This window comes from Bradyrhizobium sp. BRP20, from assembly GCF_020194215.1.
GTDB classification, from domain to species: domain Bacteria; phylum Pseudomonadota; class Alphaproteobacteria; order Rhizobiales; family Xanthobacteraceae; genus Bradyrhizobium; species Bradyrhizobium yuanmingense.
In genome coordinates this window covers 267,272-293,051 of the sequence record NZ_JADYVY010000004.1, presented here as the reverse complement: position 1 = coordinate 293,051, position 25,780 = coordinate 267,272, and the positions used below count along the sequence as shown (strand labels likewise).

At 65.0% G+C, this 25,780-nt stretch carries 24 protein-coding genes; 11 read left to right on the top strand and 13 right to left on the bottom strand.

What is annotated here, in order from left to right; genetic code table 11:
* Nucleotides 1-127: 127 nt before the first annotated feature.
* From I6F33_RS12725 to I6F33_RS12715, 3 genes are all read left to right on the top strand, one after another.
* Nucleotides 128-907 carry an NAD kinase gene (locus I6F33_RS12725; RefSeq protein WP_036010536.1) on the top strand — a complete coding sequence of 260 codons (780 nt, stop codon included), beginning with the start codon at nt 128-130 and terminating at the stop codon, nt 905-907.
* A 92-nt stretch (nt 908-999) separates the two neighbouring features.
* The gene (locus tag I6F33_RS12720; RefSeq protein WP_011088265.1) at nt 1,000-1,545 is read left to right on the top strand and encodes a response regulator; all 546 of its coding nucleotides are present in this window, start codon (nt 1,000-1,002) and stop codon (nt 1,543-1,545) included.
* 28 nt (nt 1,546-1,573) lie between these two features.
* On the top strand, nt 1,574-2,152 hold the full coding sequence (locus tag I6F33_RS12715) for an Hpt domain-containing protein (RefSeq protein WP_225142729.1): 579 nt from the start codon (nt 1,574-1,576) through the stop codon (nt 2,150-2,152).
* 140 nt (nt 2,153-2,292) lie between these two features.
* On the opposite strand, the gene I6F33_RS12710 is transcribed toward I6F33_RS12715, so the two are convergent.
* The 4 genes from I6F33_RS12710 to folE form a co-directional block, all read right to left on the bottom strand.
* Nucleotides 2,293-3,468, bottom strand: coding sequence for a DUF2336 domain-containing protein (locus I6F33_RS12710; protein ID WP_225142727.1), 1,176 nt, complete (start codon nt 3,466-3,468; stop codon nt 2,293-2,295).
* Nucleotides 3,469-3,737: 269 nt separating this feature from the next.
* Nucleotides 3,738-4,811: a transglycosylase SLT domain-containing protein gene (locus I6F33_RS12705; RefSeq protein ID WP_225142725.1), complete on the bottom strand. Its 1,074-nt coding sequence runs from the start codon at nt 4,809-4,811 to the stop codon at nt 3,738-3,740.
* Nucleotides 4,812-4,907: 96 nt separating this feature from the next.
* Complete coding sequence (gene hisI / locus I6F33_RS12700; RefSeq protein ID WP_128264665.1) at nt 4,908-5,330, bottom strand: phosphoribosyl-AMP cyclohydrolase; 423 nt, start codon at nt 5,328-5,330, stop codon at nt 4,908-4,910.
* Between the two features lie 27 nt (nt 5,331-5,357).
* Complete coding sequence (gene folE / locus I6F33_RS12695; protein ID WP_036010520.1) at nt 5,358-6,050, bottom strand: GTP cyclohydrolase I FolE; 693 nt, start codon at nt 6,048-6,050, stop codon at nt 5,358-5,360.
* Between the two features lie 253 nt (nt 6,051-6,303).
* Between folE and I6F33_RS12690 the strand changes: the two genes are divergently transcribed.
* Nucleotides 6,304-6,759: an iron-sulfur cluster assembly scaffold protein gene (locus I6F33_RS12690; RefSeq protein WP_036044037.1), complete on the top strand. Its 456-nt coding sequence runs from the start codon at nt 6,304-6,306 to the stop codon at nt 6,757-6,759.
* 108 nt (nt 6,760-6,867) lie between these two features.
* Here the strand turns inward: I6F33_RS12690 and I6F33_RS12685 are convergent, their stop codons facing one another.
* Nucleotides 6,868-7,764, bottom strand: coding sequence for a hypothetical protein (locus I6F33_RS12685; RefSeq protein WP_036027720.1), 897 nt, complete (start codon nt 7,762-7,764; stop codon nt 6,868-6,870).
* A gap of 255 nt (nt 7,765-8,019) precedes the next feature.
* On the opposite strand from I6F33_RS12685, the gene yidD reads away from it, so the two are divergent.
* Together yidD and I6F33_RS12675 are read left to right on the top strand one after the other, a co-directional pair.
* A complete protein-coding gene (gene yidD, locus I6F33_RS12680; RefSeq protein ID WP_225142722.1) occupies nt 8,020-8,358 on the top strand; it encodes a membrane protein insertion efficiency factor YidD in 339 nt (112 codons plus the stop codon).
* An 89-nt stretch (nt 8,359-8,447) separates the two neighbouring features.
* Nucleotides 8,448-8,654, top strand: a complete 207-nt coding sequence (locus I6F33_RS12675; protein ID WP_225142720.1) for a hypothetical protein — start codon at nt 8,448-8,450, stop codon at nt 8,652-8,654.
* Here I6F33_RS12675 and I6F33_RS12670 read toward each other — a convergent pair whose 3' ends face one another.
* Together I6F33_RS12670 and I6F33_RS12665 are read right to left on the bottom strand one after the other, a co-directional pair.
* Nucleotides 8,655-9,869: a hypothetical protein gene (locus tag I6F33_RS12670; protein ID WP_225142718.1), complete on the bottom strand. Its 1,215-nt coding sequence runs from the start codon at nt 9,867-9,869 to the stop codon at nt 8,655-8,657.
* Between the two features lie 2 nt (nt 9,870-9,871).
* Nucleotides 9,872-11,239, bottom strand: a complete 1,368-nt coding sequence (locus I6F33_RS12665) for an APC family permease (protein ID WP_225142716.1) — start codon at nt 11,237-11,239, stop codon at nt 9,872-9,874.
* Between the two features lie 360 nt (nt 11,240-11,599).
* Between I6F33_RS12665 and I6F33_RS12660 the strand changes: the two genes are divergently transcribed.
* Nucleotides 11,600-12,922 (top strand): alpha/beta hydrolase, encoded by a 1,323-nt coding sequence (locus I6F33_RS12660; protein ID WP_225142715.1) that lies wholly within the window; start codon nt 11,600-11,602, stop codon nt 12,920-12,922.
* A gap of 21 nt (nt 12,923-12,943) precedes the next feature.
* Here I6F33_RS12660 and I6F33_RS12655 read toward each other — a convergent pair whose 3' ends face one another.
* Nucleotides 12,944-13,309: a hypothetical protein gene (locus I6F33_RS12655; protein WP_036010500.1), complete on the bottom strand. Its 366-nt coding sequence runs from the start codon at nt 13,307-13,309 to the stop codon at nt 12,944-12,946.
* Between the two features lie 89 nt (nt 13,310-13,398).
* Nucleotides 13,399-14,574, bottom strand: a complete 1,176-nt coding sequence (locus tag I6F33_RS12650; protein ID WP_225142714.1) for an MFS transporter — start codon at nt 14,572-14,574, stop codon at nt 13,399-13,401.
* 187 nt (nt 14,575-14,761) lie between these two features.
* Here I6F33_RS12650 and thrS point away from each other — a divergent pair, with 187 nt between their 5' ends.
* The 3 genes from thrS (at nt 14,762) to I6F33_RS12635 (ending at nt 18,794) form a co-directional block, all read left to right on the top strand.
* Nucleotides 14,762-16,804 (top strand): threonine--tRNA ligase, encoded by a 2,043-nt coding sequence (gene thrS, locus I6F33_RS12645; RefSeq protein ID WP_225142712.1) that lies wholly within the window; start codon nt 14,762-14,764, stop codon nt 16,802-16,804.
* Between the two features lie 93 nt (nt 16,805-16,897).
* The gene (locus tag I6F33_RS12640) at nt 16,898-17,461 is read left to right on the top strand and encodes a nitroreductase (RefSeq protein ID WP_036010490.1); all 564 of its coding nucleotides are present in this window, start codon (nt 16,898-16,900) and stop codon (nt 17,459-17,461) included.
* A gap of 64 nt (nt 17,462-17,525) precedes the next feature.
* A complete protein-coding gene (locus I6F33_RS12635; RefSeq protein ID WP_225142710.1) occupies nt 17,526-18,794 on the top strand; it encodes a serine hydrolase in 1,269 nt (422 codons plus the stop codon).
* Here the strand turns inward: I6F33_RS12635 and I6F33_RS12630 are convergent.
* The 3 genes from I6F33_RS12630 to I6F33_RS12620 all read right to left on the bottom strand — a co-directional run bounded on the left by I6F33_RS12630 (nt 18,780) and on the right by I6F33_RS12620 (nt 23,858).
* Nucleotides 18,780-21,242: a bifunctional diguanylate cyclase/phosphodiesterase gene (locus I6F33_RS12630; RefSeq protein ID WP_036027750.1), complete on the bottom strand. Its 2,463-nt coding sequence runs from the start codon at nt 21,240-21,242 to the stop codon at nt 18,780-18,782. The two genes, I6F33_RS12635 and I6F33_RS12630, sit on opposite strands and share 15 nt — an antisense overlap.
* Nucleotides 21,243-22,224: 982 nt before the next feature.
* Nucleotides 22,225-22,464 (bottom strand): hypothetical protein, encoded by a 240-nt coding sequence (locus tag I6F33_RS12625; protein ID WP_225115011.1) that lies wholly within the window; start codon nt 22,462-22,464, stop codon nt 22,225-22,227.
* A 320-nt stretch (nt 22,465-22,784) separates the two neighbouring features.
* A complete protein-coding gene (locus I6F33_RS12620; protein ID WP_225142708.1) occupies nt 22,785-23,858 on the bottom strand; it encodes a hypothetical protein in 1,074 nt (357 codons plus the stop codon).
* A gap of 247 nt (nt 23,859-24,105) precedes the next feature.
* On the opposite strand from I6F33_RS12620, the gene I6F33_RS12615 reads away from it, so the two are divergent.
* A complete protein-coding gene (locus I6F33_RS12615) occupies nt 24,106-25,179 on the top strand; it encodes a patatin-like phospholipase family protein (RefSeq protein WP_036015237.1) in 1,074 nt (357 codons plus the stop codon).
* Here the strand turns inward: I6F33_RS12615 and I6F33_RS12610 are convergent, their stop codons facing one another.
* Nucleotides 25,180-25,608 (bottom strand): CBS domain-containing protein, encoded by a 429-nt coding sequence (locus I6F33_RS12610; RefSeq protein WP_036015240.1) that lies wholly within the window; start codon nt 25,606-25,608, stop codon nt 25,180-25,182.
* Nucleotides 25,609-25,780: the final 172 nt, after the last annotated feature.

Below are 25,780 nucleotides of genomic sequence, written 5' to 3'. Positions count from 1 at the left end.
GGTGCTTAAGTCCGGTTGGATCGTCCCCGTTAGCTTTGGTGGGCGGTCATCCTCGACAATACGGGCCTACCTCGTATAGACGAGCCCGGCGGAACCTTCCTCGACCCAGCGGCCCTGCCGAGAAGCCATGACCAAGCCTGCGCGATACGACCGGATCGCCTTCGTCGCCAGCCCGAGCAACGAGGCGCAAGCCGCCTTTGGCCAGCTGACCAGGGATTATGGCAATTGCGATCCCGATGAGGCCGACGTAGTCGTCGCACTCGGCGGCGATGGGCTGATGCTGCAGACGCTGCACCACCATATGCGCACGGGAAAGCCGATCTACGGCATGCACCGCGGCACGGTCGGCTTCCTGATGAACGAGTACTCGACGCATGATCTGCGCCAACGGCTCGAGACGGCGCATGAATCCGAGATCAATCCGCTCCTGATGCGCGCGACCGACGTCAACGACCGCGTTCACCTGCACCATGCCATCAACGAGGTCTACCTGTTCCGCCAGACCTCCCAGGCGGCGCGCTTGCGGATTCTGATCGACGAGCGCGAGCGCATGCCGGAGCTGATCGCCGATGGCATTATCGTCGCGACGCCGGCAGGTTCGACGGCCTATAACCTCTCCGCCCAAGGACCCATCCTCCCAATCAACGCCGCCCTGCTGGCGCTGACGCCAATCAGCGCCTTCCGGCCGCGGCGCTGGCGCGGCGCCCTCCTGCCCAATACCGCCTATGTCGTGATCGAGGTGCTGGAAGACGACAAGCGCCCCGTCGCAGCGGTCGCCGACCACGAGGAGGTGCGCAGGGTCCGGCGCGTCGAAGTGCTTTCGGACAAGAGCATCTCGATGCGGATGCTGTTCGACCCTGGCCACAGCCTGGAAGAGCGTATCCTGCGGGAGCAGTTCGGCTACTGAGTGTCCTGCCGGCCCACCCCTGGCCGCAACCCTTCGTTAACTCCCGGCACGATATGGTTAACGAAGGTTGACCCGCTTTTGGCCCGGGCGTCATGTTCCGTATCGACTTCAACAAGCTGCGCTTCCTCGTCTGCGACGACAATCCGCACATGCGCCGCATCCTGCGGACGCTGCTGCATTCGTTCGGCGCGCGCGAGGTCTATGAGGCCGAGGACGGCGCCACGGCGCTCGAAATGTACAGCCATTACGTGCCCGACATCGTCATCACCGACTGGGCCATGCCGATCTTCGACGGGCTCGAGCTCGCGCAGATGATCCGGCAGCCGGAATCCAAGGGCAATCCCTACGCACCGATCATCATGCTGACCGGACATTCGGAGAAACGTCGCGTCACGGTCGCGCGCGATGCCGGCGTCACCGAATTTCTGGCCAAGCCGATCTCGGCCAAGGGGCTCTATCAGCGTATCCTCAACGTCGTCGCCAATCCCCGCCCCTTCATCAAGACCAAGACCTATTTCGGCCCCGACCGGCGCCGCAACACCAACTCCGCCTATATGGGCCCGGAGCGCCGCGTCGGCGAAAAGCACGAGGTGCTGCAGCAGCCCTCGCTGCTCGACAAGGCCCGCTCCACCATCTAGCGCAACCGCTTCAGACGAGGCAGGCATCATGGCGAAGAACAGCGCAAAGGACATCGAGGTCAAGGCCTTCGCCACGCACCAGGTCATCACGCAGCCCAATCCGCTGCGCAAGGTCCTGCGCCGCGTCGAAGAAAAAGACCTCGACGACCCGGTCGCCCGCGCCGAGCAGGCGCTCGCGAGCCTCTCCGGCGAGTTCAAGGACTGGATGGCGATCGAGGCCCAGCGACTGTACGCCGCCTGGACGGCCGTGCAGAACGACGGCTTCACGAAGAAACTGCGCGACGAGCTGTTTCGCGCCGCGCATGACATCAAGGGGGATGCGGCGACATTCGGCTTTCCTTCAGCCGCAGGCATCGCCGAAAGCCTGTGCCGCGTCATCGAGCACGCGCCTGACCTGGAAAAGGTGCCGGCCGAGCTGTTCACGCACCACATCAACGCCATTCTCGCCATCGTGCACGAGAACACCAGGCTGGACAGGATCAGCGTCTCGGCCGAGCTCAGCCGCCGCCTGCGCAAGGTCGCCGATGATTATCTTGCCTACGTCAACCGCGACCGCCCCGAGCATCTCGAGGTGATCCTGGCGCCGAGCATCGCGCCGGCGGAATAAGGCCGAACTCTCTCCTCTCGTCATTGCGAGCGCAGCGAAGCAATCCAGACTGTCCCCGCGGAGGGATTCTCGATTGCTTCGCTGCGCTCGCAATGACGGAGCCTGTCTCTCTTCCGGCCCGCCTTGTCGCGAGCTTCGAACTACGCCGCAATCAGATCGTCATAGAGCGGATCGACCACATCATCCGCGACAATCTCGTCGCAGAACAGCCGTGCCTCTTCGCGCGCGGATTCAGTGGCGAAGCGGCGCAGCAGGACCATCAGCGGCTCGGTGGCGCCGCGATCGGACTCGCAATGGGTGAGCACGCGCTCGACCATGCGCCGGCGCAGCCGCGCCGCGCCGTCGTCGCTATCGACGAAGCCCTGCTCGTGGCAGGCATCGAGCGCGACCTGGAACGCCGCAAACGTCGCCTCCGGAAGCCCGGCGCGACGGAGCAGCGCGTGCACGCCGTTGCCGCGGCGCTCGTGCAGCAGCGCCGAGACGCGCGCCAGCGGCAGATCGGCGAGTTCGGCGAGTGCCGCGTCGAACAAGTCCAGATTGCCCGACAGCAATGCGCGCAGGATCAGGCCCGCGGTCAGCTGGCCGGTGATGCGCAAATGCCGGACCAGGCCCTGCATGTCATCGCCGCGCGAGCGCGCCGCGATGTTCATGGTGGAGCGGTCGCGCGCCTCGATGGTGATGCGGTCGGCGCGGTCGGCGCTCAGCCAGTTCCGCGCCACGACGAATTGCGCCAGCGTCTCGGAGAGCTTTGCCACCAGCGCAGCACGCGTTGCAGCCGGCAGATCCTCCAGCACCAGCATCGCCTCGCGGATCGCGGCTAGATGGCCATGACGCTCGACGATCCGGTCCCAGGAGAACGGGGCGAGCTCGGCATGGGGATTCTCGATCAGCTCCAGCGCGGCAGCCGCGCAGCCGACTTCGGCGATCGCGGCGCACACCGACACCGGCAATGCGATGCGGCGCGCGACTGCGCATTGCACCTCCTCGCCGCCGGTCGCGACGATGTCGACGAGATCGGCGTCGATCAAGAGCGGGGAATGTTCGAGCACCGGCAGCGCGACCGTCGGCTGATCGGCCGACAGCGCCCGCACGATTGCGGCCGGCGCATCGAGGCTGCGGGCAAAAGCTTCAGCCATCGCCTGCCGCACCAGCGGCGAGGCATCGTCAAGCAGCATCAGAAGCGCGCCTTCGGCGGCGATGCGATCGTCTGCAGAAAGGTCCGAGATCAGCCAGGCCCGGGCCAGCGCCCGTGTTGCCTCGGCCCGCTCGCCTGCGGGTGCCGTCCTGATCCAATGAATGAACTGCCGAACAATCATGCTGCTTCCGGCTTACACAACAAACGAAAAACGATGACGCTCGTCACCTGCAACACAAAATAAACCACGACGCTTAACAAAGCGTTCACCATAACTGGCTGGTTTTGTTGATGATTTGTTAAGGGAACAAAGCCGCTTGGCAGGAGTGCCCGGACGCAGCGCAGCACGCAAGTGATGCGCTGCTGAGCCGGGGCCCAGATGGTCGAGAGCAGTTTTGTTGCATGGGTCCCGGCTCTGCGCCGCAGCGCGTCCGGGACACGAGATATCGGCTAGCTCGAGAACGTGCCGCTGCGATCACTGAAGAGATCGAGCGGTTGCGGCGGCCGCACGTCCGGCGTCGCCGCTGCGACCGAGGTGAGCGAGGCATTGTTGCCCCATAGTTTCTGCACCGTGGTCGAGACCGGCTGCGTGGCATCGCCGGGTTGATAGATCGAACGAAACACCGGCGTGCCCGTCGGATTGTCCGCGACATGTGTCGACGACGTCGCGCTGACGGGCGTCACTGTGCGGGCATTCGGGAAGGTCTGGAGATAGGCGGCGTTGTCCACGACAGGCGCAGTGGGCACCACTGCATTGGCACTCGCGACCTGCGTGGTCGAAGGCGTGGCGCCATACATCGCCATCGCGCTGCGGGTTACCTTTGAATTGGCCGCGCTGGCATAGCGGCTGTCCAGGACCGAATAGACCTCGGAGACGCTGCGGGCGCGGCCGTCCTTGGCGTAGAAGATCGGGCGGTTGGCGGCCGCCGCGTTGGGAAACAGCCGCGCGCCGACGGCTTGCGGATTGTCCTCGGCATTGGCGATCAATTTCGCCGCGCCGCGGACGCCCATGAAATGGGCCATGTAGAGTTCGCTGTCGCTCGGCCTGCGCCCGAGCAGGCCGGTGAGCTTGAAGCTGTTCGACTGCGTCAGCGCCGCGGCCATGGCGGAAGCGGCTTCGGGATCGTCGCGCAGCTTCATGATCGACCGCTTCTTGACGGGATCGTCGACGGTGTAGGTCCCCGATGACGTCCTGGTGATGGCGTCGGCGTAGCTGCCATAGCCGAGCTGGGCACCCGCTTCCTTCACCGTACCGAGCCAGGTCTGGTCGATGAACTGGTAGAGCCCCTGCGCGGACGAGGTGGTCGCGGCGGCCGTCGGATTGAAGTCCGATTCCATCTTGGCCGTGGTCAGCATGTACTGGAAGCTGACGCCTGTGACGTTCGAGGCCTGCTTGATCGAACCGGCGACACGCGCGCGCGACGGATCAAGGCCGGCCGTCTGCGTGGCACTGAAACTGTCGATCGACATGGTGGAGGGCCCGCCCCGCGCGGCGCTGAGCGACGCCGGCAATTCGGCGCCCATCGTCTCACCGTGGGACAGGTATGGTTAAGGCGGGGTTAACTGACGCTCCGCGTCATTCCGGGGCATGCGACAGCGCGAACCCGGAATGACAGGCTGCTACTTCCTGTAAACGTCGTTCGGATCGAACAGCCGGTCCGCCTCAGTGAAGACCAATCTCGCTCCCCCGCCCTCGGCCTCGACCTTGCGGTAGAAGCACGACCGCCGGCCGGTATGGCAGGCCGCGCCGATCTGCTCGATGCGGATCCAGACCGCATCCTGATCGCAGTCGGTGCGCATCTCGACCACGCGCTGGGTCTGACCCGACGTCTCACCTTTTCGCCACAACGCATTGCGCGAGCGGCTGAAATACCAGGCTTCGCCGGTCGCAATGGTCTTGCGCAGCGCCTCCTCGTTCATGTGCGCGACCATCAGCACGTCGCCGGTGGCGACGTCGGTGGCGACGACCGTCACGAGGCCAGCGGCATCAAATCTGGGCAGGAAGGCGAGGCCCTCCTCGATCTCGTGGGAATGAGCGGACACAGCAACTCTCGCCGGTTTGTCGCGAGGTCAGCGCGTCGTGCCTCGCACCAGGGACAGGAAACGGGCCTGCTCCGCCGGATTGTCGCGGAACATGCCGGTGAAGCGGCTGGTGAAAGTAGAGGCGCCATGCTTGGCGACGCCGCGCACCGACATGCAGGTATGCTCGGCCTCGATCAGCACGGCAACGCCGCGAGGCTTGAGGACCTCGTCGATCGCGGCGGCGATCTGCGCGGTCAGGTGCTCCTGGGTCTGGAGCCGGCGGGCGAAGATGTCGGTCAGGCGGGCCAGCTTGGACAGGCCGACGACGCGCTCCACCGGCGTATAGGCGATGTGCGCCTTGCCGTAGAACGGCATCATGTGATGCTCGCATTGCGAGGTGAACTCGATGTCGCGCACCAGGACGAAGTCGTCATAGCCCGCCGTCTCACCGAAGGTGCGGTCGAGCACCTCGGCCGGGCACTGGTGGTAGCCCTGATAGAGCTCGTCGAAAGCCTCGACGACGCGGCGCGGCGTGTCGAGCAGGCCCTCGCGCTCGGTGTTCTCGCCGATATAGGCGAGCAGCGTCTTCACCGCCGCTTCCGCCTCGGCGCGCGCGGGGCGCGGCTGGTCGGCGCGGACTGCGGCCGCGAGGAATTCGGCAGGATCAAGCTCGGCCGGGCGGCTCTCGGGCTGCCGGTCGGAGGGCTTGCCCGGGCGGATGGATTTGATTGCAGCGTCCATATCTTCTCCGTTCGACGGCCTAACGGCCGGAGTGTCACCGGCAGACGGGGCGGCCAAGCCGCCGGACGCCTGAACAGAACAGTTTCGGTGCAAAAGTCCCAAGGTCACAAAGCCGGCAGCGCAGATCTGGATCACCGCCACCGCTCCGCTGGACTGTTTTTCCACCAGTTCCGCCCCTATATAGGACCGTGGGCGGCGCCCGCCAAGGCCGATCCGGCTTGGAAGCGGGTGTGGACGCGTTGGACTCCATCACATGCTGAACGACATTTACAACAAGCGGATCATCGAGCTGGCCGGGAATATTCCGCGGCTCGGACGGTTGGCGGACCCCGATGCCTCCGCCACCGCCCATTCCAAGCTGTGCGGCTCGACCGTGAAGGTCGATCTTAAGATGAACGGGGATACCGTCACCGACTTCGCCCATGACGTGAAGGCCTGCGCTTTGGGCCAGGCCTCTTCATCCATCATGGCAAGTCACGTGGTCGGCTCGACTGCGAGCGAACTCCGTGAGTTACGCGAAACCGTTCGCAAGATGCTGAAGGAGAATGGTGCGCCTCCTCAAGGAAAATGGGAGGAGATCAAGTTCCTCGAGCCGGTCCGCGACTACAAGGCGCGCCATGCCTCGACGCTTCTCACCTTCGATGCCGTGGTTGATGCCATCGGCCAGATCGAGGCCAGAACCAAGCAGCCGGCCGCAGCGCAAGGCTGACCCCCCTCTCCGTCATTCCGGGGCGAACTTGCGCACCCCAGGTACGCACTTGCTCACCAACGTTCGCGCTGACGCGCGCCCCGCGAATGACTGCCGAGATTTAAGAGCTTACTTCGGCGCCGCCGCAGCAGCCGGTGTGGCAACACTACCGGTCGGCACCAGGGCTTCCGCCGTCTTGGTCGACTTGGAAGCCTGCTCCGGTTCCGCGCCGAACCTCGCCTGCGTCTTCGGTGCAAGCTCCGCCATTGCCGGCGCCGAGATATCCACGTGCGGGAGCACGTCAGCCACGAGATCGGTCGTAACCAGATTGGTGAGCTTGAGCTCGCCGGCATCGAGCTCGTGCAGGTCCTCCCAAGGCGGGACGCTGAGCGCAAGCGACAACAGATCCCCGGCGCCACCCATATCGAAGGTGTATTTGGCGAGGCGGCCGATGTCGCGCTCCACGATCATCAGGTCCTGCGCGCTATAGCTCGCCGCCTTGGCATCATCGGCGCGGTCGCCCATCCAGATCTGGTGAACCCGGACATGAGCGGCTTCCGGCACGTAACGCTTCTTGCCGGCCAGCAGCAGGAAGGCGCACATGGATTCGCAATACGCTTCCGGCGCGACGGCCGGCCGTGTCGACGGCCCGCCGCGGAGGCTCACGCCGACCGTGGTCAAAAGCCCGAGATTGCGGAAGCGCCGGCCGAGCGTGATCGCGTCATTGACGGAGCCGCCGCTGGAATCGAGCACTACGGTGGCGCCGCCGAGCTGGCGGCCGCGCGAAAACTCTTCGAATTCTTTGGGCGTATCGGCGGTGATGATGCCGACCGCGCTGATCCAGCCGCGGCAGTTCGGCTCGCAGGCGACCCAGCTGAACTTCATCGGCAGCTTGCGCTCTTCGAGGGCAGCGCCGGCGCGGGCCGACGATCCGAATGTTGCGACAGCGCCAGCCAGCGCGACTCCGCAGACGGCGGTTCCCACCAGCAACCAGCCGCGAAGTTTAAGGGAGTTCAGAAGTCTCAATCTGGTTCCTTCCCCAAGCCCCAAAGCCCCAAGGTCCCCAAACAATCCCCGGTGGCGCTACCTGAGTCCATCATACAGGCGTATGTTTCTACACACGACCGTCATAAAAATGGTATCCGGGCGAATACAGATCGTCCACAGATACTTGCTGCACTGCTCCCAAAAAACACGCAAAATATGGCGTGGAAACAACAACTTATGGTTCCCTGCACCGGAACCGGGCAAAGCTTCGCTCAACATCGCAGCACAACGCACATGAAGCATTCAGCTTGCGAGCATTGTTCCAGTTCCGTCGATGGTGTGCTCCGGCTGCCGCGCAGATTCGGCCGTGCACTGATCTGGCTGTATCGCCACACGCTGTCACCTCTGGTCGGTTACAATTGCCGGCACCTGCCGACCTGCTCCGTCTATGGCGATGAGGCAATCGAACGGTTCGGGCTGTGGGCCGGCGGCTGGATGACGCTCGCGCGCCTGCTCCGTTGCCATCCCTTCGGCACGTCCGGCATCGACAACGTGCCTCTCACGGCGCCCAAAGGCGCACGCTGGTATCTCCCCTGGCGCTATGGCCGCTGGCGCGGAGTTAACGCGTACTGACCTGCGGTGCTCTGAACAGCGCCGCCCTGACCGGAACCTTAGACTTTCCGCCCGCGTTGTCTTGATGCTCCCCACGGGAGGAAACAACAATGCGCTGGAAAATCAGCCCGCATTTTCACGCTAAGCCCGGTCCGAATCTCGATCACAGGGCGCACGATCCAAGAACCATCGACCTGCTCGCCATCATCGCTTTGCTTGCGCTCGTCCTCGGCTCAGGCTGGTATCTTGAGAGGAGCCTTGCGACACAGCCGAGCACGACGACGTTCATCGTGCCGAGCCAGAGCGTGCATTGGTAGTCACCGGAACCAGTAGAACCGTCCCTGTGACGGAGGGATCGACTCCGGCGGTCGTAGCCGCTTCGGGCGCGGCGGCTTTGGCGCCGGCTCGGCGGCCGAAGTGGTCTCTGCAGCCGGTGCGGTCTCGCTGCCCGGCACCTTCACTGCCAGCAGCAAATTCGATTCACGCATGCGCCAGCGATAGCCGACGCCGAAATCGATTGGCTGGGCGCGCGTGAACAGCTCGGCGTAGCGCTCCTGGTAGCGGCCGGGGAATTCGTCGATGGGGCCGAGATAGCGGCCGAACGGGAAGAACCGCCATTGCCGCGCATTGTAGTTCGCAAGCGGAATGCCGGAATCGTCCTGGATGATGGTGGCGCTGTTGGCGAGCAACCAGTCGCGTGCGACGGTAAAATTGCCGGAGTGCAACAAGTAGGACGCACTCTTAAGCAGGCTGTTGCCGGGCCCGAGCGTCTCGCAGAATTTCAGGAAGCCCGTGGCACGTGCGCCGGAATTTGAGAGGTCGGTTGCGAAATAATACAGCGTACGCGCTTCCCCGTCGCTGCCGGCAAAGCTGATGCGGACGCCGCGCGTCACGTTCCGTCCGGGATTGTCGCCGCCGACATGAAGCCCGCCCTTGTCGTCGAGCGCGACCATCTCGACGTTGCGGATGGTCTTGCCGGAGCGGGCGAGGAAGACATAGAGGATCGGCAGGGTGCCGTTGACCTGGTTGGCGCTCAGGTCGACCTTCATCTGCTTGGTGATGAAGAACGAGAAGCTCAGGATCGAGCCAAGCGAGCGTTCGACGTTATAGAGCGCAGCGCCGACCGAACCGCGCGGCAGCCGCGTCAAATCGGGGACCGCGCCGACCGGCTCCAACGCGCCGAGCACGTAGGTGCTGGCTTTGGGATAGAAGGTGTTGGCGTAGAGGAAATCGGGGCCGCTGAACAAATAGAACATGGTCGGTCGGGGCGCGGCCAGATTGAGGTCGGCCCAGCTGCGGATCTTCGAGAGCTGACGCTGCTCGAGCTGAGCGAAGGCGCCGTCGAAGAATTTGGCGTGACGCTGCCAGGCCGGGTCCCTGGTGAGCGGCACCAGCGGCGAGTCCGCCGAAGGCTGCATGCCCGCAAGGAAGCGCGCCGTGTCATCGAAGGTGACGTCTGCGGCACGCGCGGACGAGACGGCCGCAGCCAGGAGGACGAAAGCAACGGCCGCAATTCTCAGGGGGCGGAGCATGTCTATTCGCGATGCGGTGATGCGGCAGCGACGACGGGCCGCCTGCGGAACACAGCGTAAATCATAAGGCCGGAGAGCATGACGAGCATTCCCGACAGCGACTGAAGCGGCCGCTCCGTCAGAAGGTAGTACATCATGAACGCGGTCACGAGCAGAAACACGAGCGGCGTGAACGGGTATCCCCAGGCGCGATAGGGCCGCGGCAGATCGGGATCGGTGATCCGCAGCTTGATGACGCCGGCGACCGTGAAGAACGAGCAGAACAACAGCGCGAACTGGATGAAATCGAGCACCGCCTCGAAGCTGCGCGTGAACAGCAGAAGATTGGCGATGGCCAGTTGGAACAGGATGGCATAGGCCGGCGCGCCGCTCACCGACCGCTTGGAGAAAACGCGCAAGGCGGGAATGTCCTCCCCCATCGTCATCATCACGCGCGGGCCGATCCACATCATCGCGCTGATCGAAGAGATCAGACCGAAGCAAATCATGGCGCCGACGATCCGACCGCCGAGGGTGCCGAAGATCGCCGTGCCGGCGACACTGGCGACGTCGAGCTGGCCGGCGAGCGCGCTGACCGGCGCCGAATGGAGAAATACCGCGTTCAGCGCGACATACAGCACGAGCACGATCAGCGTGCCCGCGAGCAGCGCGCGCGGCAGGTTCCGTTGCGGCGTCTTCATCTCGCCGATGATGTAGGTGGCGGCATTCCAGCCCGAGAACGAATACATCACGAAGACGAGCCCGATGGCGAACGGCGCGCTGACGATGTGAGCGATATCGCCGGGCTGCGGCGTGAAGCTGATCGGCTGCGGCACGGCGATGCCGAAACCGGCGACCAGGAAGGCGACGATCAGCACGACCTTGAGGACGGTCGAGATCAACTGGAACGTGGATGAGTGCCTGACGCCGGTCAGTTGCACGAGCGAAACCAGCCACACCACGCCGATGGCGAGCGGAATCGCCGGCAGATCGGGTACGACCGACTTGGCATATTCCCCGAACGCCATTGCGGCGAGCGCGACCGGCGCCGCGAAGCCGACCGTGGCCGACACCCAGCCGGCGAGGAAGCCGAAGGCCGGGTGATAGGCGCGGCCGAGGAAATTGTACTCGCCGCTCGAGCGCGGAAACATCGCGCCCAACTCGCTGTACGCGAACACACCGCACAGCGCGACGACGCCGCCAACCGTCCAGAGCAGGAGGATGGAGAAGCCGGACGGGATGTCCTTGACCTGGAAGCCGAGGCTGGTGAAGACGCCGACCCCGATCATGTCGGCCACGACGATGGCGGTGGCGACCGGGACGGAGACCCCGGCCCCCCTCCCGGTCAGCCGGTCCGTCCAGGGCGGGGTACCCGCATCTGATGCCGTCATCGGGGTCCTTAACCTCAGGCGCTTCGCCTAATGGGCCGATCGTGCACTTTGGCCCAGTCAATTCAAGCAGGGTTAACAAGGGTTAAATGAGGCAACGGAGGTAGGTACCTGACCACCGCCTAGGCGCTTCTTTGGACGATGTCTCTGGATGAACCCGGGATTGGCCGTTCCGCTCCCCCACAATCAGGACACGATTGCATGGTCCTTTCGAGCGTTCCGGATGTGGGGAAGTTTCTCCGGACGCTTAACGTCGCCTAAACGCCAGTCGGCTCAATTGTTTCAAGTTTGCCGATGGACGTGTGACTTGGACGTGTGACCTGGGACGTAAGACTTGGGTCGTGACTTTGGGGTCATGGGTGGATGGCCGGGGCCGCTCCTAAACTGAGAGCTGATGATCGTGCCGATCGGACAATGTCCGGTCGGCATGATCGTGCGCTCCGGGCCGGTCTAATCTCAGTCATGGTGCCGTTGTCGCTGACGCTGGTTCAATGCGGCAAGGCGCCGGATCCGGCGGCGCTGGCGGCGAACTCCCAGGCGAATGTCCAGGTGGTCGCCAAGACCAATTCGCAGAGCTCGAACGCGCGCGTGGCAAGCGGCGACACGTTCGAGGATCGCTTCCCTGCCCCGCAGTTTAGGGAGCGCTTTCCCTCGGCGAGTGAGAGCTTCCTGCAACGGCAGATGTCGGACTTCTCACCCAAGAGCGCAGTCCAGCGACAGATACCGGACCAGGCGTCCTACAAGGTGGCCTCGCTCGAGCCGCAAGTGCCGTACAAGCGCCCCGCCCGCGAGGATCTGACGACACTCGTCAGCATGAAGTCGTCGGCCTTTCCCTATTTCGGCAACAACCCCGCCTCCGACGCGCCCTTCCTCAACATCTCCAAGGGCGACCGCCGCGGCCACCGCAGCTATTCCGGCCGCGTCTACTGGCAGGACGAGACCTACAGCGACAGCCGCGTGCTGGTGCACGTGCCCGAGCATTTCGACCTGCGCAAGCCGGGCGTGATCGTGGTGTTCTTCCACGGCAATGGCGCAACGCTCGAGCGCGACGTCCGCGACCGGCAGATGGTGCCGAAACAGGTCACCGATTCCGGCGCCAATGCGATCCTGCTCGCGCCGCAGATGGCGGTCGACGCCGCCGATTCCAGCGCCGGAAAATTCTGGCAGCCGGGCGGCTTCAAGCGCTTCATGGCGGAATCGGCCGACCATCTTGCGCGCCTCACCGGCGATCCCAACAGCGCGCGCGCCTTCGCCAACATGCCGATCGTGATCGTCGGCTATAGCGGCGGCTTCCTGCCGACGGCCTGGAGCCTCGAGGTCGGCGGCATCAGCGACCGCGTGCGCGGCGTGGTGCTGCTCGATGCCGTCTATGGCGAGATGGACAAATTCGCGTCCTGGATCGAGAGCCACCGTTCCGGCTTCTTCGTCAGCGCCTACACCCGCCACACCGCGCGGCGCGACCGCGAGCTGATGAGCATGCTCCGCCAGAAGGGCATCAGCGTCGCCGAGGGCATGGACGGGCCGCTACGACCCGGCAGCGTGGTATTCGTGGAGACCGGCGAGGGCATCACCCATCGCGACTATGTCACCCGCGCTTGGACGCGCGATCCGCTCAAGGACGTGCTGGTGAAGATGGCGGCGACGCCGTCGCTCGCGCTGACGCGCGTCGCCTCCACAAATCCCTAGCCGGGATATCAGTTCCCAATATCAGTTCCTGGGCAGCTTCGGAATGCTCTCGGCAAAGCCGTTGAAGCAGGCCAGCCGCTCGTCCTCTTCCTTGAAGAAGCGGCAGTCGGCATAGCCCTTGGCCTTGGCCGGCTTCGGCTTCGGCGCCGGCGGGATCACCGCGTCGTAGCAGTTGAGGCGATCCTTGGTGCCGTCGTCGATTTCGAGGCAGGTCTGGAGGCGGACCGCGATCGATTGCGGCTTGCCCTTTGGAGCGGCGACAGCCTCCTTGGCGCCTTTCGGCTTGACCTGCACCAGCGGCTTGTCCCCCACCATGGGTGGCTTCTCGGTCTGCGCAAATGCGGAGGCTGAATAGAGCACCGCGGCAACCGCCAGAATCATCCTCATCTCAGTCAACTCTCTTTGATCCCCACGCCGGCCTTCTACCGCTCCCGCGCGAGGTTTGCCAAGCGCCTTGCGCGCACGACCTGCTGCGTTCAGGCGGTGGCGGCAGCCGCCCGCCGGGGCCGGGTCACGACCACCAGGATCAGTGCCAACACGACGAAACCGACCGCGACGAAGCCGAGCGCGTGCAGGAGCTCGCGGGCGAACAGCAGCCCGCCGACGGCGGAGCCAACCGCCTGGCCGATATAGAGGACGGACGTGTTGAGCGCCACGGTGGCCCACGCCAGCGGCGGCGCAGCCGCGACCAGCCGCACCTGCTGCATCGAATTGGTCGAGGCAAAGCCAAGGCCCCAGATCGCTACCGCGCCCGCCATCATGACGAGCGAGCCCGCGCCGAGGGCCCACCCGCTCATCCCGGCAAGCAGCAGGCAGGTGAACAGCAACGAGGTGCGATAGGGCCCCGCAGTGTCGACGATGCGGGTGGCGACGACGACGCCGAGGAAGCCGCAGATCCCGTACAGCGCGAAGACCGAGCCGATCGCATCGGGGCCGGCGCCGGTGAGCTTGTTGAGCAGCGGGCCCATATAGGTGAACACGACGAACTGCCCCGACATTTGCAGCATCGTGATCGCGAGCAGCAGCAGGATCGTCCTGCTTCGGCCGACGGCGGCCCATGTCTTCAGATCGACCGGTGCGCCCTGCAGGCCCGCCGGCAGGCGCAGCAGCAACAGCAGCAAGCTGACGCAGCCGAGCGCGCCGACCCCGCCATAGGCCGCGCGCCAGCCGTAGCGGCTGGCGATAAAGGTGATGAGCGGCAGGCCGACGGCGGCTGCGAGCGACCAGCCGAGGAAGAGGTACGCAATGGTGCTGCCGCGCCGTTCCGCCGGCACGATCAGCGCAGCCGTGCCGGCGGCCTGCGGCGTATAGAGCGAGCCGACTGCGAGCATCGCGAGCCGAATGATCAGCAGGCTGGTATAATCGGGCGCAAGCGCGGAGGCGAGATTGCCGAGTGCGAGCACCGCCAGCGTCGTGGCGAGCAGGATCCGCCGTTCGATGCGGCTGGTCAGCCACGCCGTCAGCGGCGAGCCGACGCACAGCGTCACCGCGCCGAAGGTGATCAGGAGCCCGGCCGCGTGGATGCTGATCCCGAGCCCTGCCGACAATTCCGGCAGCATGCCCGCCGGTGCCAACACCGAGCAGCCGGTCACGAGATTGCCGAGCATCAGGGCGGTTGGCGCGAAACGGCCGGCGGCTGGGGCGCTTTTCATGCAAACGCATGTAGCGGCGGCCTGCGACCGGTTAAAGGGTACAACGTCAAATAGTTGCTGGCTCCGCCCCGGGTTTTGCGCGCCACTTTCTTGGAAATGCCGGATTGCGCAGGCCGAATCGCCTGATATATCGCTCGTTCCCGCTTACCTGCGCTCGTTCGCAGGAGTGAGCCCCAGGAGAAAAGCAATGTCCGACCAGCCCAAATCCGAGTCCGGCTTCCAGTACAGCCTCTCCAATTTGAAGCCCGTGACCCCCGCCGCCAAAGTCACCCTCACCTTCCCCGACGGCGCCAAGCGCCAGTTCGACAAGGGCATCACCGGCCTCGATATCGCCAAGGGCATCTCGCCGTCGCTGGCCAAGCGCACGGTCGCCATGGCGCTCGACGGCACGCTTGCCGATCTCAACGATCCGATCGAGGCCGACGCTGGAATCGAGCTCGTCAATCGCGATGACCCGCGCGCGCTCGAATTGATCCGGCACGACTGCGCACACGTGCTGGCGGAAGCGGTGCAGACGCTGTGGCCGGGAACCCAGGTCACGATCGGCCCCGTGATCGAGAACGGCTTCTATTACGACTTCTTCCGCAACGAGCCGTTCACGCCGGAAGACTTTGCCGCGATCGAGAAGAAGATGCGCGAGATCATCGCGCGCGACAAGCCTTTCACCAAGGAAGTCTGGGACCGCGAAAAGACCAAGCAGGTGTTCCGCGACAAGGGCGAGGCCTTCAAGGTCGAGCTGGTCGACGCCATTCCCGGCACCGAGCCGATCAAGATCTACTACCAGGGCGACTGGTTCGACCTGTGCCGCGGTCCGCACATGACCTCGACCGGCAAGGTCGGAGGCGCCTTCAAGCTGATGAAGGTGGCCGGCGCTTATTGGCGCGGCGATTCCAACAACCCGATGCTGACGCGCATTTACGGCACAGCCTTCGCCAAGCAGGAGGACCTCGACGCCTACCTGAAGCAGATCGAGGAGGCCGAGAAGCGCGACCATCGCAAGCTCGGGCGCGAGCTCGACCTCTTCCACTTCCAGGAGGAAGGTCCGGGCGTCGTGTTCTGGCATCCGAAAGGCTGGACCATCTTCCAGCAGCTGATCGCTTATATGCGCCGGCGCCTCTCCGGCGACTACAACGAGGTCAACGCGCCGCAGATCCTCGACAAGGTGCTGTGGGAGACCTCGGGCCATTGGGGCTGGTATCGCGAGAACATGTTCGCGGCGCAATCGGCCGGCGACGAGGCCGAGGACAAGCGCTGGTTTGCGCTCAAGCCGATGAACTGCCCTGGCCACGTCCAGATCTTCAAGCACGGCCTGAAGAGCTACCGCGACCTGCCCTTGCGCCTCGCCGAGTTCGGCGTGGTGCACCGCTACGAGCCCTCCGGCGCCATGCACGGCCTGATGCGCGTGCGCGGCTTCACCCAGGACGACGCGCACATCTTCTGCACCGAGGATCAGCTCGCCGAGGAGTGCCTGAAGATCAACGATCTGATCCTGTCGACCTATGCCGATTTCGGCTTCACCGGCGACCTCACGGTGAAGCTCTCGACCCGGCCGGAGAAACGCGTCGGCACCGATGCGATGTGGGATCACGCCGAGCGCGTGATGGCGACGGTGCTGCGCGAGATCCAGTCGCAGAACAATCACATCAAGACCGAGATCAATCCGGGCGAAGGCGCTTTCTACGGACCGAAGTTCGAATACGTTCTGCGCGATGCCATCGGTCGCGACTGGCAGTGCGGCACCACACAGGTCGACTTCAACCTGCCGGAGCGGTTCGGCGCCTTCTACATCGACCATGACGGCGGCAAGAAACCGCCGGTGATGGTGCACCGCGCGATCTGCGGCTCGATGGAGCGCTATATCGGCATCCTGATCGAGCACTATGCTGGCAACTTCCCGCTCTGGCTCTCGCCGGTGCAGGCGGTTGTCACCACCATCACCTCGGAAGGCGACGAATACGCCAAGGTGGTGCTGGAGCAGGCGCGGCGCGCCGGGCTTCGGGTCGAGATCGACCTGCGCAACGAAAAGATCAACTACAAGGTCCGCGAGCACTCGCTGGCCAAGATCCCGGCCCTGCTTGTGGTCGGCAAAAAAGAGGCTGAGACGCATTCGGTCTCGGTCCGCCGGCTCGGCAGCGACGGCCAGAAGGTGATGACGACGGCCGAGGCGATCGCCGCCCTGGTCGACGAGGCGACGCCGCCGGACGTGAAGCGGGCGCGCGGCGCCGTCTGAGCCCTGAAATCGATCTAAATTCGCTTCCGGTTGCGGGCGTGCATGCTTATCTCGGCATGGCACGCCCGCCGACCATTTGAAGAGGATATCGCAGTGCCCGATGCCATCGAACTCCTGAAGACCCGCCGCTCGGTCAAGCCGCGCGAGATGACGGGGCCCGGCCCGTCGGCGGCCGAGCTCGAGACCATCCTCACCATCGGGGCGCGCGTGCCGGATCACGGCAAGCTCGCGCCCTGGCGCTTCATCATCTTCGAGGGCGAGGCCCGGCTACGTGCCGGCGAGGTGATCGCGCGGGTCTTCGCCAGGAAGAATCCGGGCGCGCCGGCGGCCGACGTCGAGACCGAGCGCAAGCGCCTAATGGACGCACCGCTGGTGATCGGCATCGTCAGCTTCACCAAGCCGCACCCGAAGGTGCCGGCGTTCGAGCAGGAATTGTCGGCGGGCGCCAGCGCCATGAACATCGTCACCGCCGCCACCGCACTCGGCTACGGCGCCTGCTGGCTGACCGGCTGGTTCTCTTTCGACCGCGACGTGCTCGACGGCCTCGGCCTCAAGCCGGATGAGAAGCTCGCCGGCTTCATTCATATCGGCACGCCGACCAAGCCGAACGAAGACCGTCCGCGCCCGTCACTTTCGGACATCGTGACGCGATTTTAATCGATGTTGTGTTGACGCATCGAGCCTCTTGCGGCTTTGATCCCGCCGAGGGAGGAAGGTGCGGATGAGACGCCGTGAATTTCTGGTCGGGGCCGCGATGCTCGCCGGCACGATGGCGCGAAGCCGGGCCGCGGACATCCCCGCCCCCTCGCCCGACGGCCTCGACCGCATCACGGCGTACTTCGACAATGAGGTGGCAAGCGGCCGGCTGCCGGGCGCGGTGATCCTCGTTCAGCAGCACGGCAAGCCGGTCTACCTGAAGTGCTTCGGCGTGCGCGACACCAGGAGCGGCGTCGCGATGACGCCGGACACGATCTTCGCCATCCATTCCATGACCAAGCCGATCACGTGCCTTGGCGCGATGATGCTGATCGACGAGGGCAAGCTCGCGCTGACCGACCCCGTCTCGAAATACGTCCCGCTGTTCGCCGGGACCAAGGTGGGCCGCGAGGTGACCCTGCCCAGCGGCACGGTCGAGCTGGACCTCGACCCACCGGACCGCCCCGTCAACATCGAGGATCTGCTGCGGCATACTTCGGGCATCAGCTACGATTACATCGGCAGCGAATGGGTCGAGCACGCCTACAAGATGGCCGACATTTTCGCGGGCCATTTCGACAACAGGGAATTCGCCGATCGCATCGCCAAGCTGCCGCTGGCGCGGCAGCCCGGAACGCTGTGGCGCTACGGCCATTCCACCGACGTGCTCGGCAGCGTCATCGAGATCATCTCGGGCCAGACGCTGTACGACTTCCTGAAAGCACGCATCTTCGATCCGCTCGGCATGAACAGCACCAAATTTACGCTCGCGACCGAGGACGAGCTGGCGCGGATGGCGCGGCCGCTGCCGAGTGACTCAATCCTGCTCGCCGGCGAGCGCGACCGCCTGGACCATCCAGAATGGCAGTCGGGCGGCGGCGGCCTGCTCTCGACCATCACCGACTATCAGCGCTTCTCGCAGATGCTGCTCAACGGCGGCGAGCTCGAGGGCAGGCGCTATCTCAGCCCCGCCGCGTTCAAGGCCATGACGACCGATCAGATCGGGCCGGGCTCCGGCGTCGGACGCGACTATTTCTATTTTCCAGGCGACGGCTTCGGCTACGGCTACGGCCTTGCGGTGCGCACCGATCCCGGCAATGCAAAACCGCCGCCGCCGGGCTCGCTCGGCGAATTGAAATGGGACTCGGGGAGCGGCACCTATTTCGGCGTCGATCCCAAGCTCGACATGGTCTACGTCATGATGCAGCAGACCCAGAACGAGCGCGGCCGCATCACCCCCGCGTTCAAGGCGCTGGTCTACGATTGCTATCCGCCCGCGTTACGCCGCCCGTGAGGTGCGCTGGCCGAAATCGGCGAGGAGCTTTCCGAGCTCGGCCGCCGGCCGCGCGGCGCTGAACAGAAATCCCTGCACCTCGTTGCAGCCTTCGGCGCGCAGCCAGTCGAGCTGATCCTCGGTCTCCACGCCCTCCGCGGTCGTGGTGATGTTGAGGCTGCGCCCCAAACCCGAGATCGCGCGCACGATCGCACCGCAGTCGGGCCGCTCAGCCAGATCCTTGACGAAGGAGCGGTCGATCTTGATCTTGTCGAACGGAAAGCTGCGGAGATAGCTCAGGCTGGAATAGCCGGTGCCGAAATCGTCCATGGAAATGCCGACGCCGAGCTCGCGCAACTGGTGCAAGGTGGCGACATTGGCGTCGGTCTCGGCCAGGAAAATCGACTCGGTGATCTCGAGCTCGAGCCGCTTCGGCGACAGGCCGGACTGCGCTAGGGCCGAGATCACGACCTGGACCAGGTTGCGGCTGCGGAATTGTGCCGGCGACAGGTTAACGGCGACCTTGACGTCGACGGGCCATTTCACCGCCTCGGTGCAGGCTTCGCGCAGCACCCATTCGCCGAGCTGGGTGATCAGGCCGATGTCTTCGGCGACGGGGATGAACTCCGCGGGCGAGATCATGCCCTTGTCCGGATGACGCCAGCGCAGCAGCGACTCGAAGCCGGAGATGCGGTCAGAGGCGATCGACACCAGCGGCTGATAGTGCAGCTCGAACTCGCCGTTGGCGAACGCCCGGCGCAGATCCAGCTCCATGTCGCGGCGCCTCTGCGCCTGGAGGTCCATCTCACGCTCGAAGAAGTGGTGCACGCCGCCGCCGTCGGCCTTGGCCCGGTACAGCGCCATGTCGGCATTGCGCATCAACTCTTCCGGCGTGGTGCCATCGCCCGGCGACAGCGCGATGCCAACGCTGGCGCCGATCACCATCTCCTGTCCGTCGACGTCGTAAGGCGCCTTGAGCATGTCGATCAGCAGGGAGGCACAGGCGCTGGCCTCGTTCGGCGAGACGTCGGCAGCCAAGATGACGGCGAACTCATCGCCGCCGAGCCGCGCGGCGAGATTGGTGCCGCGGACCGCTATGGTCAGGCGCTCGGCGACCTGCTTCAACAGGCGATCGCCCACCGGATGACCGAAGGAATCGTTGATGTTCTTGAACAGGTCAAGATCGATGTAGAGCACGCCGACCCGTTTTCCCGCGGCCTGGTCCAGCGCCTGCTTCAGGCGCTCCTGGAAGTGCTCGCGGTTCGGCAGGTCGGTGAGCCCGTCATGATGGGCCATATAGGCGATGCGCGCTTCGGCCTTGCGTCGTTCGGTGATGTCGACCACCGCCACCAGATAGCCGTCGCGCTCGTCGAAGGCGACGCGACGGCCGAAGGTGAGCACCTCGATCTCGCTGCCGTCGGCGCGCAAGTGTCGCCAATTGCGCGAGGAGTGGTAGGCGTCGCCGAGGCGCTCCAGCGCCGCGGCGTGGCTGTCCCACTCGTCCTCCGGCCATATCTCGTGCAGCTTCATGCGCAGGAAGGTCGCGCGGCTGTAGCCGTAATGCTGGACCGCGGCGTCGTTGACGCTGAGGAACTCCTTGGTCTCTGCGTCGAACACCCACATCGGCATTGGATTGTTGTCGAACAGGAGGCGGAACGAGGCATCGCGCCGCTTCAGGACGGTGACATCGGAGATGGTCAGCGAGACCACGTCGGCAAAGGCCGTGGCGCTGAGCCTGAGGTAGCGTCCCTCGCTCTCCAGCTCGAGCTGCTCGCAGCGGCTGCCCGAAACGGCCTTGAGCAGGAATTCCATCACCTCGGGGAAAGCCAGCAGCGTGCCGCCTTCGCCGATCCGCCGCCACAACAGGCTTGCGCCTGCAACCTTCAGCAGCTCACCCGCGCTCTTGTTGTGGTGCACGACCTGAAGGTCGAACGGCTTGCCGGCGGCATCGCGCAGCGTCGCCAGGAAGACCACCGCGTCGTCGGTCGCGGAAAAGATGGCGTCGAGGAGATTGTATTGCGCGCCGCGCTCGTTGACATAGGCGCCGATCAGCGTCGCGCCCCAGCGCGAGGACGTCGGCAGCGCCAGCACGTCGTAGGTCCTGACCATGCCGTCGCGCACGCAATGCGCGCTCGCCCGGTGCGGCCGTCCGGCCGCCAGCGCGCTCGCCGCCGCTTCCGACAGCGCCGTGGCGCAATCGGGCGACAGCTCGGCTAGGGGAATGTCCCAGCGCTCCTCGCCGAGCCATTTCTGCACGTAGCGTCCGCTGCGCGACAGTTCGAGCACGCCATCGTTCTTCAAGAGCGCGATGTGGTCGGCGAGCCGTCCGAGACTGCCGAGCATGACGTCCTCGTAGCGCGGCAACCGCTCGCCCGGCTTCAACGCCGCACGCCATTTGCGCTGAAGCACCGGGATGTCGTCGAACATTTCGGCGGCCGGTTTTCCCGGCATCTTCTTCGCGGCAGTCATTGCAGTCCCCAACGCACTTTCCCGCCGCATCCAATGCAGGCGCGCTTAACGACGTGTAAAAAGCGCGCAGGCGCGGGTTCCATTCAGAGATTATGACAGTTTTAAGTCAGGTGTTGGTTAGTGGGCGTTAGAGACTGTGACGGTTGCGCGAAGCTGCTCTCGTGTCCCGGACACAGCGCGGCGCGCAAGCGATGCGGCGCAGAGCCGGGCCCGAGAGCGGAGCTTTGGCGCGCACCTGCCTCAACACCGTGAGCGCAGCGAAGCAATCCAGAATCTTTCCGCGGATGCCTTCCTGGATTGCTTCGCTGCGCTCGCAATGACGGAGTGTGTGGTGGGCAGCGCCGTTCTTCAATTCGCATTTCGCTCGCGGACACGCTTCCGCATCCTCGCGGCTCATTTCGCCCGAGCTTTGCCTGTCGTCCGACCCTCAATTGAAAGAGGGCGCAGGGAAGACCGGGTGCCGGCCGGGCACCCACGGTCCACTGTGCGAAAGGTGGCGACGAAGAATTTGCACAGCGGCATACAGGTGAAGCCAAACATCCGGCCTTCCCTGCGCAGTGGCTTTACGGCTTATGTCGTGCTCTCCTCGGGGAGCGATGCACTATTGCCCCCGTCGCCTTGCGGATGGCCGACGCGTCGGCCCGGTTGAGCCGCTCACATCACCGCAAGACTTGGCGCACAGACACCGGGCGCCAGGACCACACGATTTTGCCGTACGCGAACCGCACCCGTCGTTGGCGCGAGGTCTTCGCTCACGGTTACCCGCCCTGCGAAGCTTTTCGCGCCGATGTGGCCCGCGTCCACCGCCCCCCCGGCCCGCGTTCGTGACGATCGCGATACGCCCCTCTTCCTTGGGCCGGGTTGCGCGAGACATACGCGATTTCCGAATTTCGGTAAAGCGGAATATTTTGGGCCGTGTGCGTTGACCTAGCGCTCGCGTGTTTTGCCCGTCGGGCAACGCAAGGGATGGTGGCCTACCCCGCTAATCCTCGCTGGAGGCCGCCGAGCGGTTGCGCAAATAGGCCTGGGACAGCAGGAAGAACAACGCGCGTTCGCCCTGATATTTGGCGGACGGGCGCGTGCGCTCGAAGCCGTCGGCAAATATCTTGCCGGACTGGTCGCACACCTGCCACCGCCAGCCGAACCGCTTGCGCCTGGTGAGGATCACTTCGAACATGTCGACAAGCCTGGTCCCCTGCTCCATGCCGGTCCTGCAAGGCATGAGCCTGCTCCGGCTTCCCCCCGTTGGACGGACGCCAGACATATAGCGCAGCAGGATGGAAAGAGAATAAAATTGATTATCGGAAATACGTACCGTCCAGGATCGTAAGCAAGACGCGCTGCTGCTGGAATAAGCCGATGCCGCCGGTGTTTGCTGGCCCCTGCACGTAATGATGACGCTACCAGTGTTCACAACAGAACACACAGAGAGGGGTCCGAGGTTACCTGGCAGAAACCCACTGACGGTGACGGTAACAGAAGATGCACATCCGTGCGCGCGATGAGAATCGTCGTGCCGGAGCCTCTCGCCGCCGGCTGCCCTTAGCGCGCGATGACCTCGACTTCGCCGTCGACGCCGTTGACGACGTTGAATCCGCGCTCGTAGACCTTGCCCTCGTTCTTGGCGATGGCGCGGTACTCGCCTTCGGACAGCACGACGCGCGGGAACGCGCCGATCGATTCCTTGATGACGTCGCCGCCCGGGGTCAGCACCGACCAGGCGGTGTTGGCGAGCGCCTCGCCGCCCCTGTCGCTGACCAGCTTGAGCGTGATGACGGCGGCGCGGTGGGTGATGGTGACGTCGGTGAGCTTGCCGGCCTGGACGCGGATGTCCGAGCGCACCACCGAATTGGCATCGCCGTAGTTGGAGACGATGTAATAGGTGCCCTCCGGGATCAGCACGACGTCGCCGGCGGCGACGTTCGGCACCAGGGAAGTGCGCTCGCCGGATTCGAACTGGCTGCCCTTGTAGATCGCGAATGAGATCTGGTTCTGCGGAATGCGGCTGGTGCCGACGCGGCCCTCGATGCGCAGGCCGCCGGCCGGCAGCACGAAGGATTCGCGATTGGTCTCGGACTTCAGGCTGACGGTGCGCACCGCGCTGACGAGGCCGAAGGCGACGTGGACGACATAATTGCCGGGCGGCAGCACGATGTTCGGTGTCCCGCTGCGGTCCTCGCGGATCAGCTTGAAGGTGCCGTTCTCGTCGGGCCGATCGGCAAATACGCGCCAGACCAGGCCGCTGGTGATCGGCGCCGAGTCCTTGCCGTATTTCGCCGTCAGCGACAGCACGCCCTGTCCGGGCACGGCCGCATTCAGCGGGGCGGCGGGCGGCACGGTCGAGACAGCGGGCGGTGGCATGCTCGGGGTCGCCGGCTGCATCAGGGTCGGCGGCAGGCTTGGCGGTCCCGCGCCCAGCCCGGAGGGCGGCGCCAGGCTGACAGCGTTGCCTGGGTCGGGCACCGAGGCCGGCGGTACCGGCGGCGGACGATCCGAGAAAAGCTGCGCCTGGGCGGCATTTCGGCCGGAAGTCAAGAGGCATACGGCAAGGACGAGCGCCGGCAGCAGCCTGCTGCTGCGCCGCCATCCGCCGATGCCGTCACCCCCGCGTGTCATGCTTCCTGCTTTTCACCGAAAACGCGGCAAATTCAAGCCTCTGAAACCCCAGGAAATACGGCCCCGGACCTTCGGTGGAACCGGCTTGACGGCTGCGTGATTAGCCCCGTGGCAACCGGCCCTCGCCATATTCCTGCCCCGTGCCCTTTCCAAAGCGGCATAAACCATGCTTCGCGCCTGATATGGCGGAGCGCAAGTGCGATGCCTAGTCTGACGATGCGGGCTGGCCCGGCGTAGGAGAGTTTCGGTGCTGGACAGATTGAAAGGCCGGGGCGCGAACGGCTCGAACGGCGAGAAAGTGGGCGAAAAAGTCGGCGAAAAAGTTGGCCTGGGCAGCATCCGCCGGCCGGTGATCGGCCTTGCCCTCGGCGGCGGCGCGGCCCGCGGCTTTGCCCATATCGGAATCCTGAGGACCCTGATTGCCAATGGAATCGTGCCCGATGTCGTGGTCGGCACGTCAATCGGCGCCGTGGTCGGCGGCCTCCACGCGGCCGGCCGGCTCGATACGTTCGAGGAATGGGGGCGCAGCCTGCAAGGGATGCGCAACATTCTCGGCTATCTCGATATCCGTCTCAACGGCTCCGGCCTGCTCGGTGGCGAGAAGCTCGCGACCCGGCTCGAGGAGGCGATCGGGCAGATCCTGATCGAGGACCTGCCCATCAAGTTCGCGAGCGTCGCGACCGAGGTTCGCACCGGCCACGAGATCTGGCTGACGCGCGGCCGCGTGGTCGATGCCATGCGCGCCTCATACGCCCTGCCCGGCATCTTCGCGCCCGTGCTGATCGGCGACCGCTGGCTGGTCGACGGCGCGCTGGTGAACCCGGTGCCGGTCTCGGCCGCCCGCGCGCTCGGCGCCGAAATCGTCATCGCCGCAAATCTTTCCAGCGACATCTTCACCCATTCCACCACGATCTATTCGCACGGCGCAGTGCCCGCCCCGGTCGTACCGGTGGCCGAGGAGCCGACGGCGAAGCGGCGCTTCCCGCGCCTGTTCTCGCCCGAGAAGACGATGAAGCGCGAGTTCTTCGGCGGTAACGGCCGGCCCGGCATCTCCTCGGTGATGGTGGACGCCTTCAACATCATGCAGGACCGCATCACCCGCGCCCGTCTCGCCGGCGATCCGCCCGACATGCTGATCACGCCGCGGGTCGGTCAGTTCGGCTGGTTCGACTTCCACCGCTCCGAAGACCTGATCGCACATGGCACGCGCGCCGCGGAGCGTGCACTGGAGTCCATCCAGGAGGCGATCCACGTGCTGGCGCCGGCGCCCGCGGGCATCGCGCCGAAAGCGGACGAGCCGAAAGCGGGAGACTTGGCCTGATCAGGCAGTCTTGATGTAGTCGCGCAGGGCTTCCTGCTCGCTCTCGTATTCCTGGACGCGGCGCTTGACGATGTCGCCGATCGAGATCAGGCCGACCACCTTGCCGTTGTCGATCACGGGCAGATGACGGAACTTGCCGGTCGTCATCATCTCCATGAGCTCGGCGACGGTGTCGGTCTCCTTGCAGGTCACGACCTTGCGGGTCATCACCTCCGAGACCGGCGCCTCCAGCACGCCGGCGCCGCGCTCGCCGAGCACGCGCACAATGTCGCGCTCCGACAGGATGCCCTCGAGCCGGCTCTGACTCATCACCAGCACCGCGCCGATCTTCTTCTCGCCGAGCAGCTTGATCGCGTCCGCCAGCTTGGCGTCGGGCTCGACGCTCATGATCTGGTGGCCCTTGGTGTTCAGAATGGAACGTACCGTCATCGTCGCCTCCCTGAATCCGAGCCGTCCGCCTTTGGCGGTTCGGACTTGTTCGCGAGTCTTCAACTAACAGTTACAGCGCCGGTTTCACGCTCGTGCGCTTTGCGAAGCATCGTCGCTAAGGACGTGTCGCTTCGGAACATTCTTCGCGGGAATGATGGATGAATTCGGGCCG

Coding starts and splice junctions, on each gene's coding strand:
- I6F33_RS12675 (WP_225142720.1), top strand. CDS start 8,448: ATGCGCTGGAAAATCAGCCCGCATTTTCACGCTAAGCCCGGTCCGAAT.
- yidD (WP_225142722.1), top strand. CDS start 8,020: ATGAAGCATTCAGCTTGCGAGCATTGTTCCAGTTCCGTCGATGGTGTG.
- I6F33_RS12720 (WP_011088265.1), top strand. CDS start 1,000: ATGTTCCGTATCGACTTCAACAAGCTGCGCTTCCTCGTCTGCGACGAC.
- I6F33_RS12690 (WP_036044037.1), top strand. CDS start 6,304: ATGCTGAACGACATTTACAACAAGCGGATCATCGAGCTGGCCGGGAAT.
- I6F33_RS12710 (WP_225142727.1), bottom strand. CDS start 3,468: ATGATTGTTCGGCAGTTCATTCATTGGATCAGGACGGCACCCGCAGGC.
- I6F33_RS12625 (WP_225115011.1), bottom strand. CDS start 22,464: ATGCCTTGCAGGACCGGCATGGAGCAGGGGACCAGGCTTGTCGACATG.
- I6F33_RS12610 (WP_036015240.1), bottom strand. CDS start 25,608: ATGACGGTACGTTCCATTCTGAACACCAAGGGCCACCAGATCATGAGC.
- I6F33_RS12705 (WP_225142725.1), bottom strand. CDS start 4,811: ATGGGCGCCGAATTGCCGGCGTCGCTCAGCGCCGCGCGGGGCGGGCCC.
- I6F33_RS12660 (WP_225142715.1), top strand. CDS start 11,600: ATGGCCGGGGCCGCTCCTAAACTGAGAGCTGATGATCGTGCCGATCGG.
- folE (WP_036010520.1), bottom strand. CDS start 6,050: ATGGACGCTGCAATCAAATCCATCCGCCCGGGCAAGCCCTCCGACCGG.
- I6F33_RS12635 (WP_225142710.1), top strand. CDS start 17,526: ATGAGACGCCGTGAATTTCTGGTCGGGGCCGCGATGCTCGCCGGCACG.
- I6F33_RS12725 (WP_036010536.1), top strand. CDS start 128: ATGACCAAGCCTGCGCGATACGACCGGATCGCCTTCGTCGCCAGCCCG.
- I6F33_RS12715 (WP_225142729.1), top strand. CDS start 1,574: ATGGCGAAGAACAGCGCAAAGGACATCGAGGTCAAGGCCTTCGCCACG.
- I6F33_RS12620 (WP_225142708.1), bottom strand. CDS start 23,858: ATGACACGCGGGGGTGACGGCATCGGCGGATGGCGGCGCAGCAGCAGG.
- I6F33_RS12655 (WP_036010500.1), bottom strand. CDS start 13,309: ATGAGGATGATTCTGGCGGTTGCCGCGGTGCTCTATTCAGCCTCCGCA.
- thrS (WP_225142712.1), top strand. CDS start 14,762: ATGTCCGACCAGCCCAAATCCGAGTCCGGCTTCCAGTACAGCCTCTCC.
- I6F33_RS12670 (WP_225142718.1), bottom strand. CDS start 9,869: ATGCTCCGCCCCCTGAGAATTGCGGCCGTTGCTTTCGTCCTCCTGGCT.
- I6F33_RS12665 (WP_225142716.1), bottom strand. CDS start 11,239: ATGACGGCATCAGATGCGGGTACCCCGCCCTGGACGGACCGGCTGACC.
- I6F33_RS12630 (WP_036027750.1), bottom strand. CDS start 21,242: ATGACTGCCGCGAAGAAGATGCCGGGAAAACCGGCCGCCGAAATGTTC.
- I6F33_RS12650 (WP_225142714.1), bottom strand. CDS start 14,574: ATGAAAAGCGCCCCAGCCGCCGGCCGTTTCGCGCCAACCGCCCTGATG.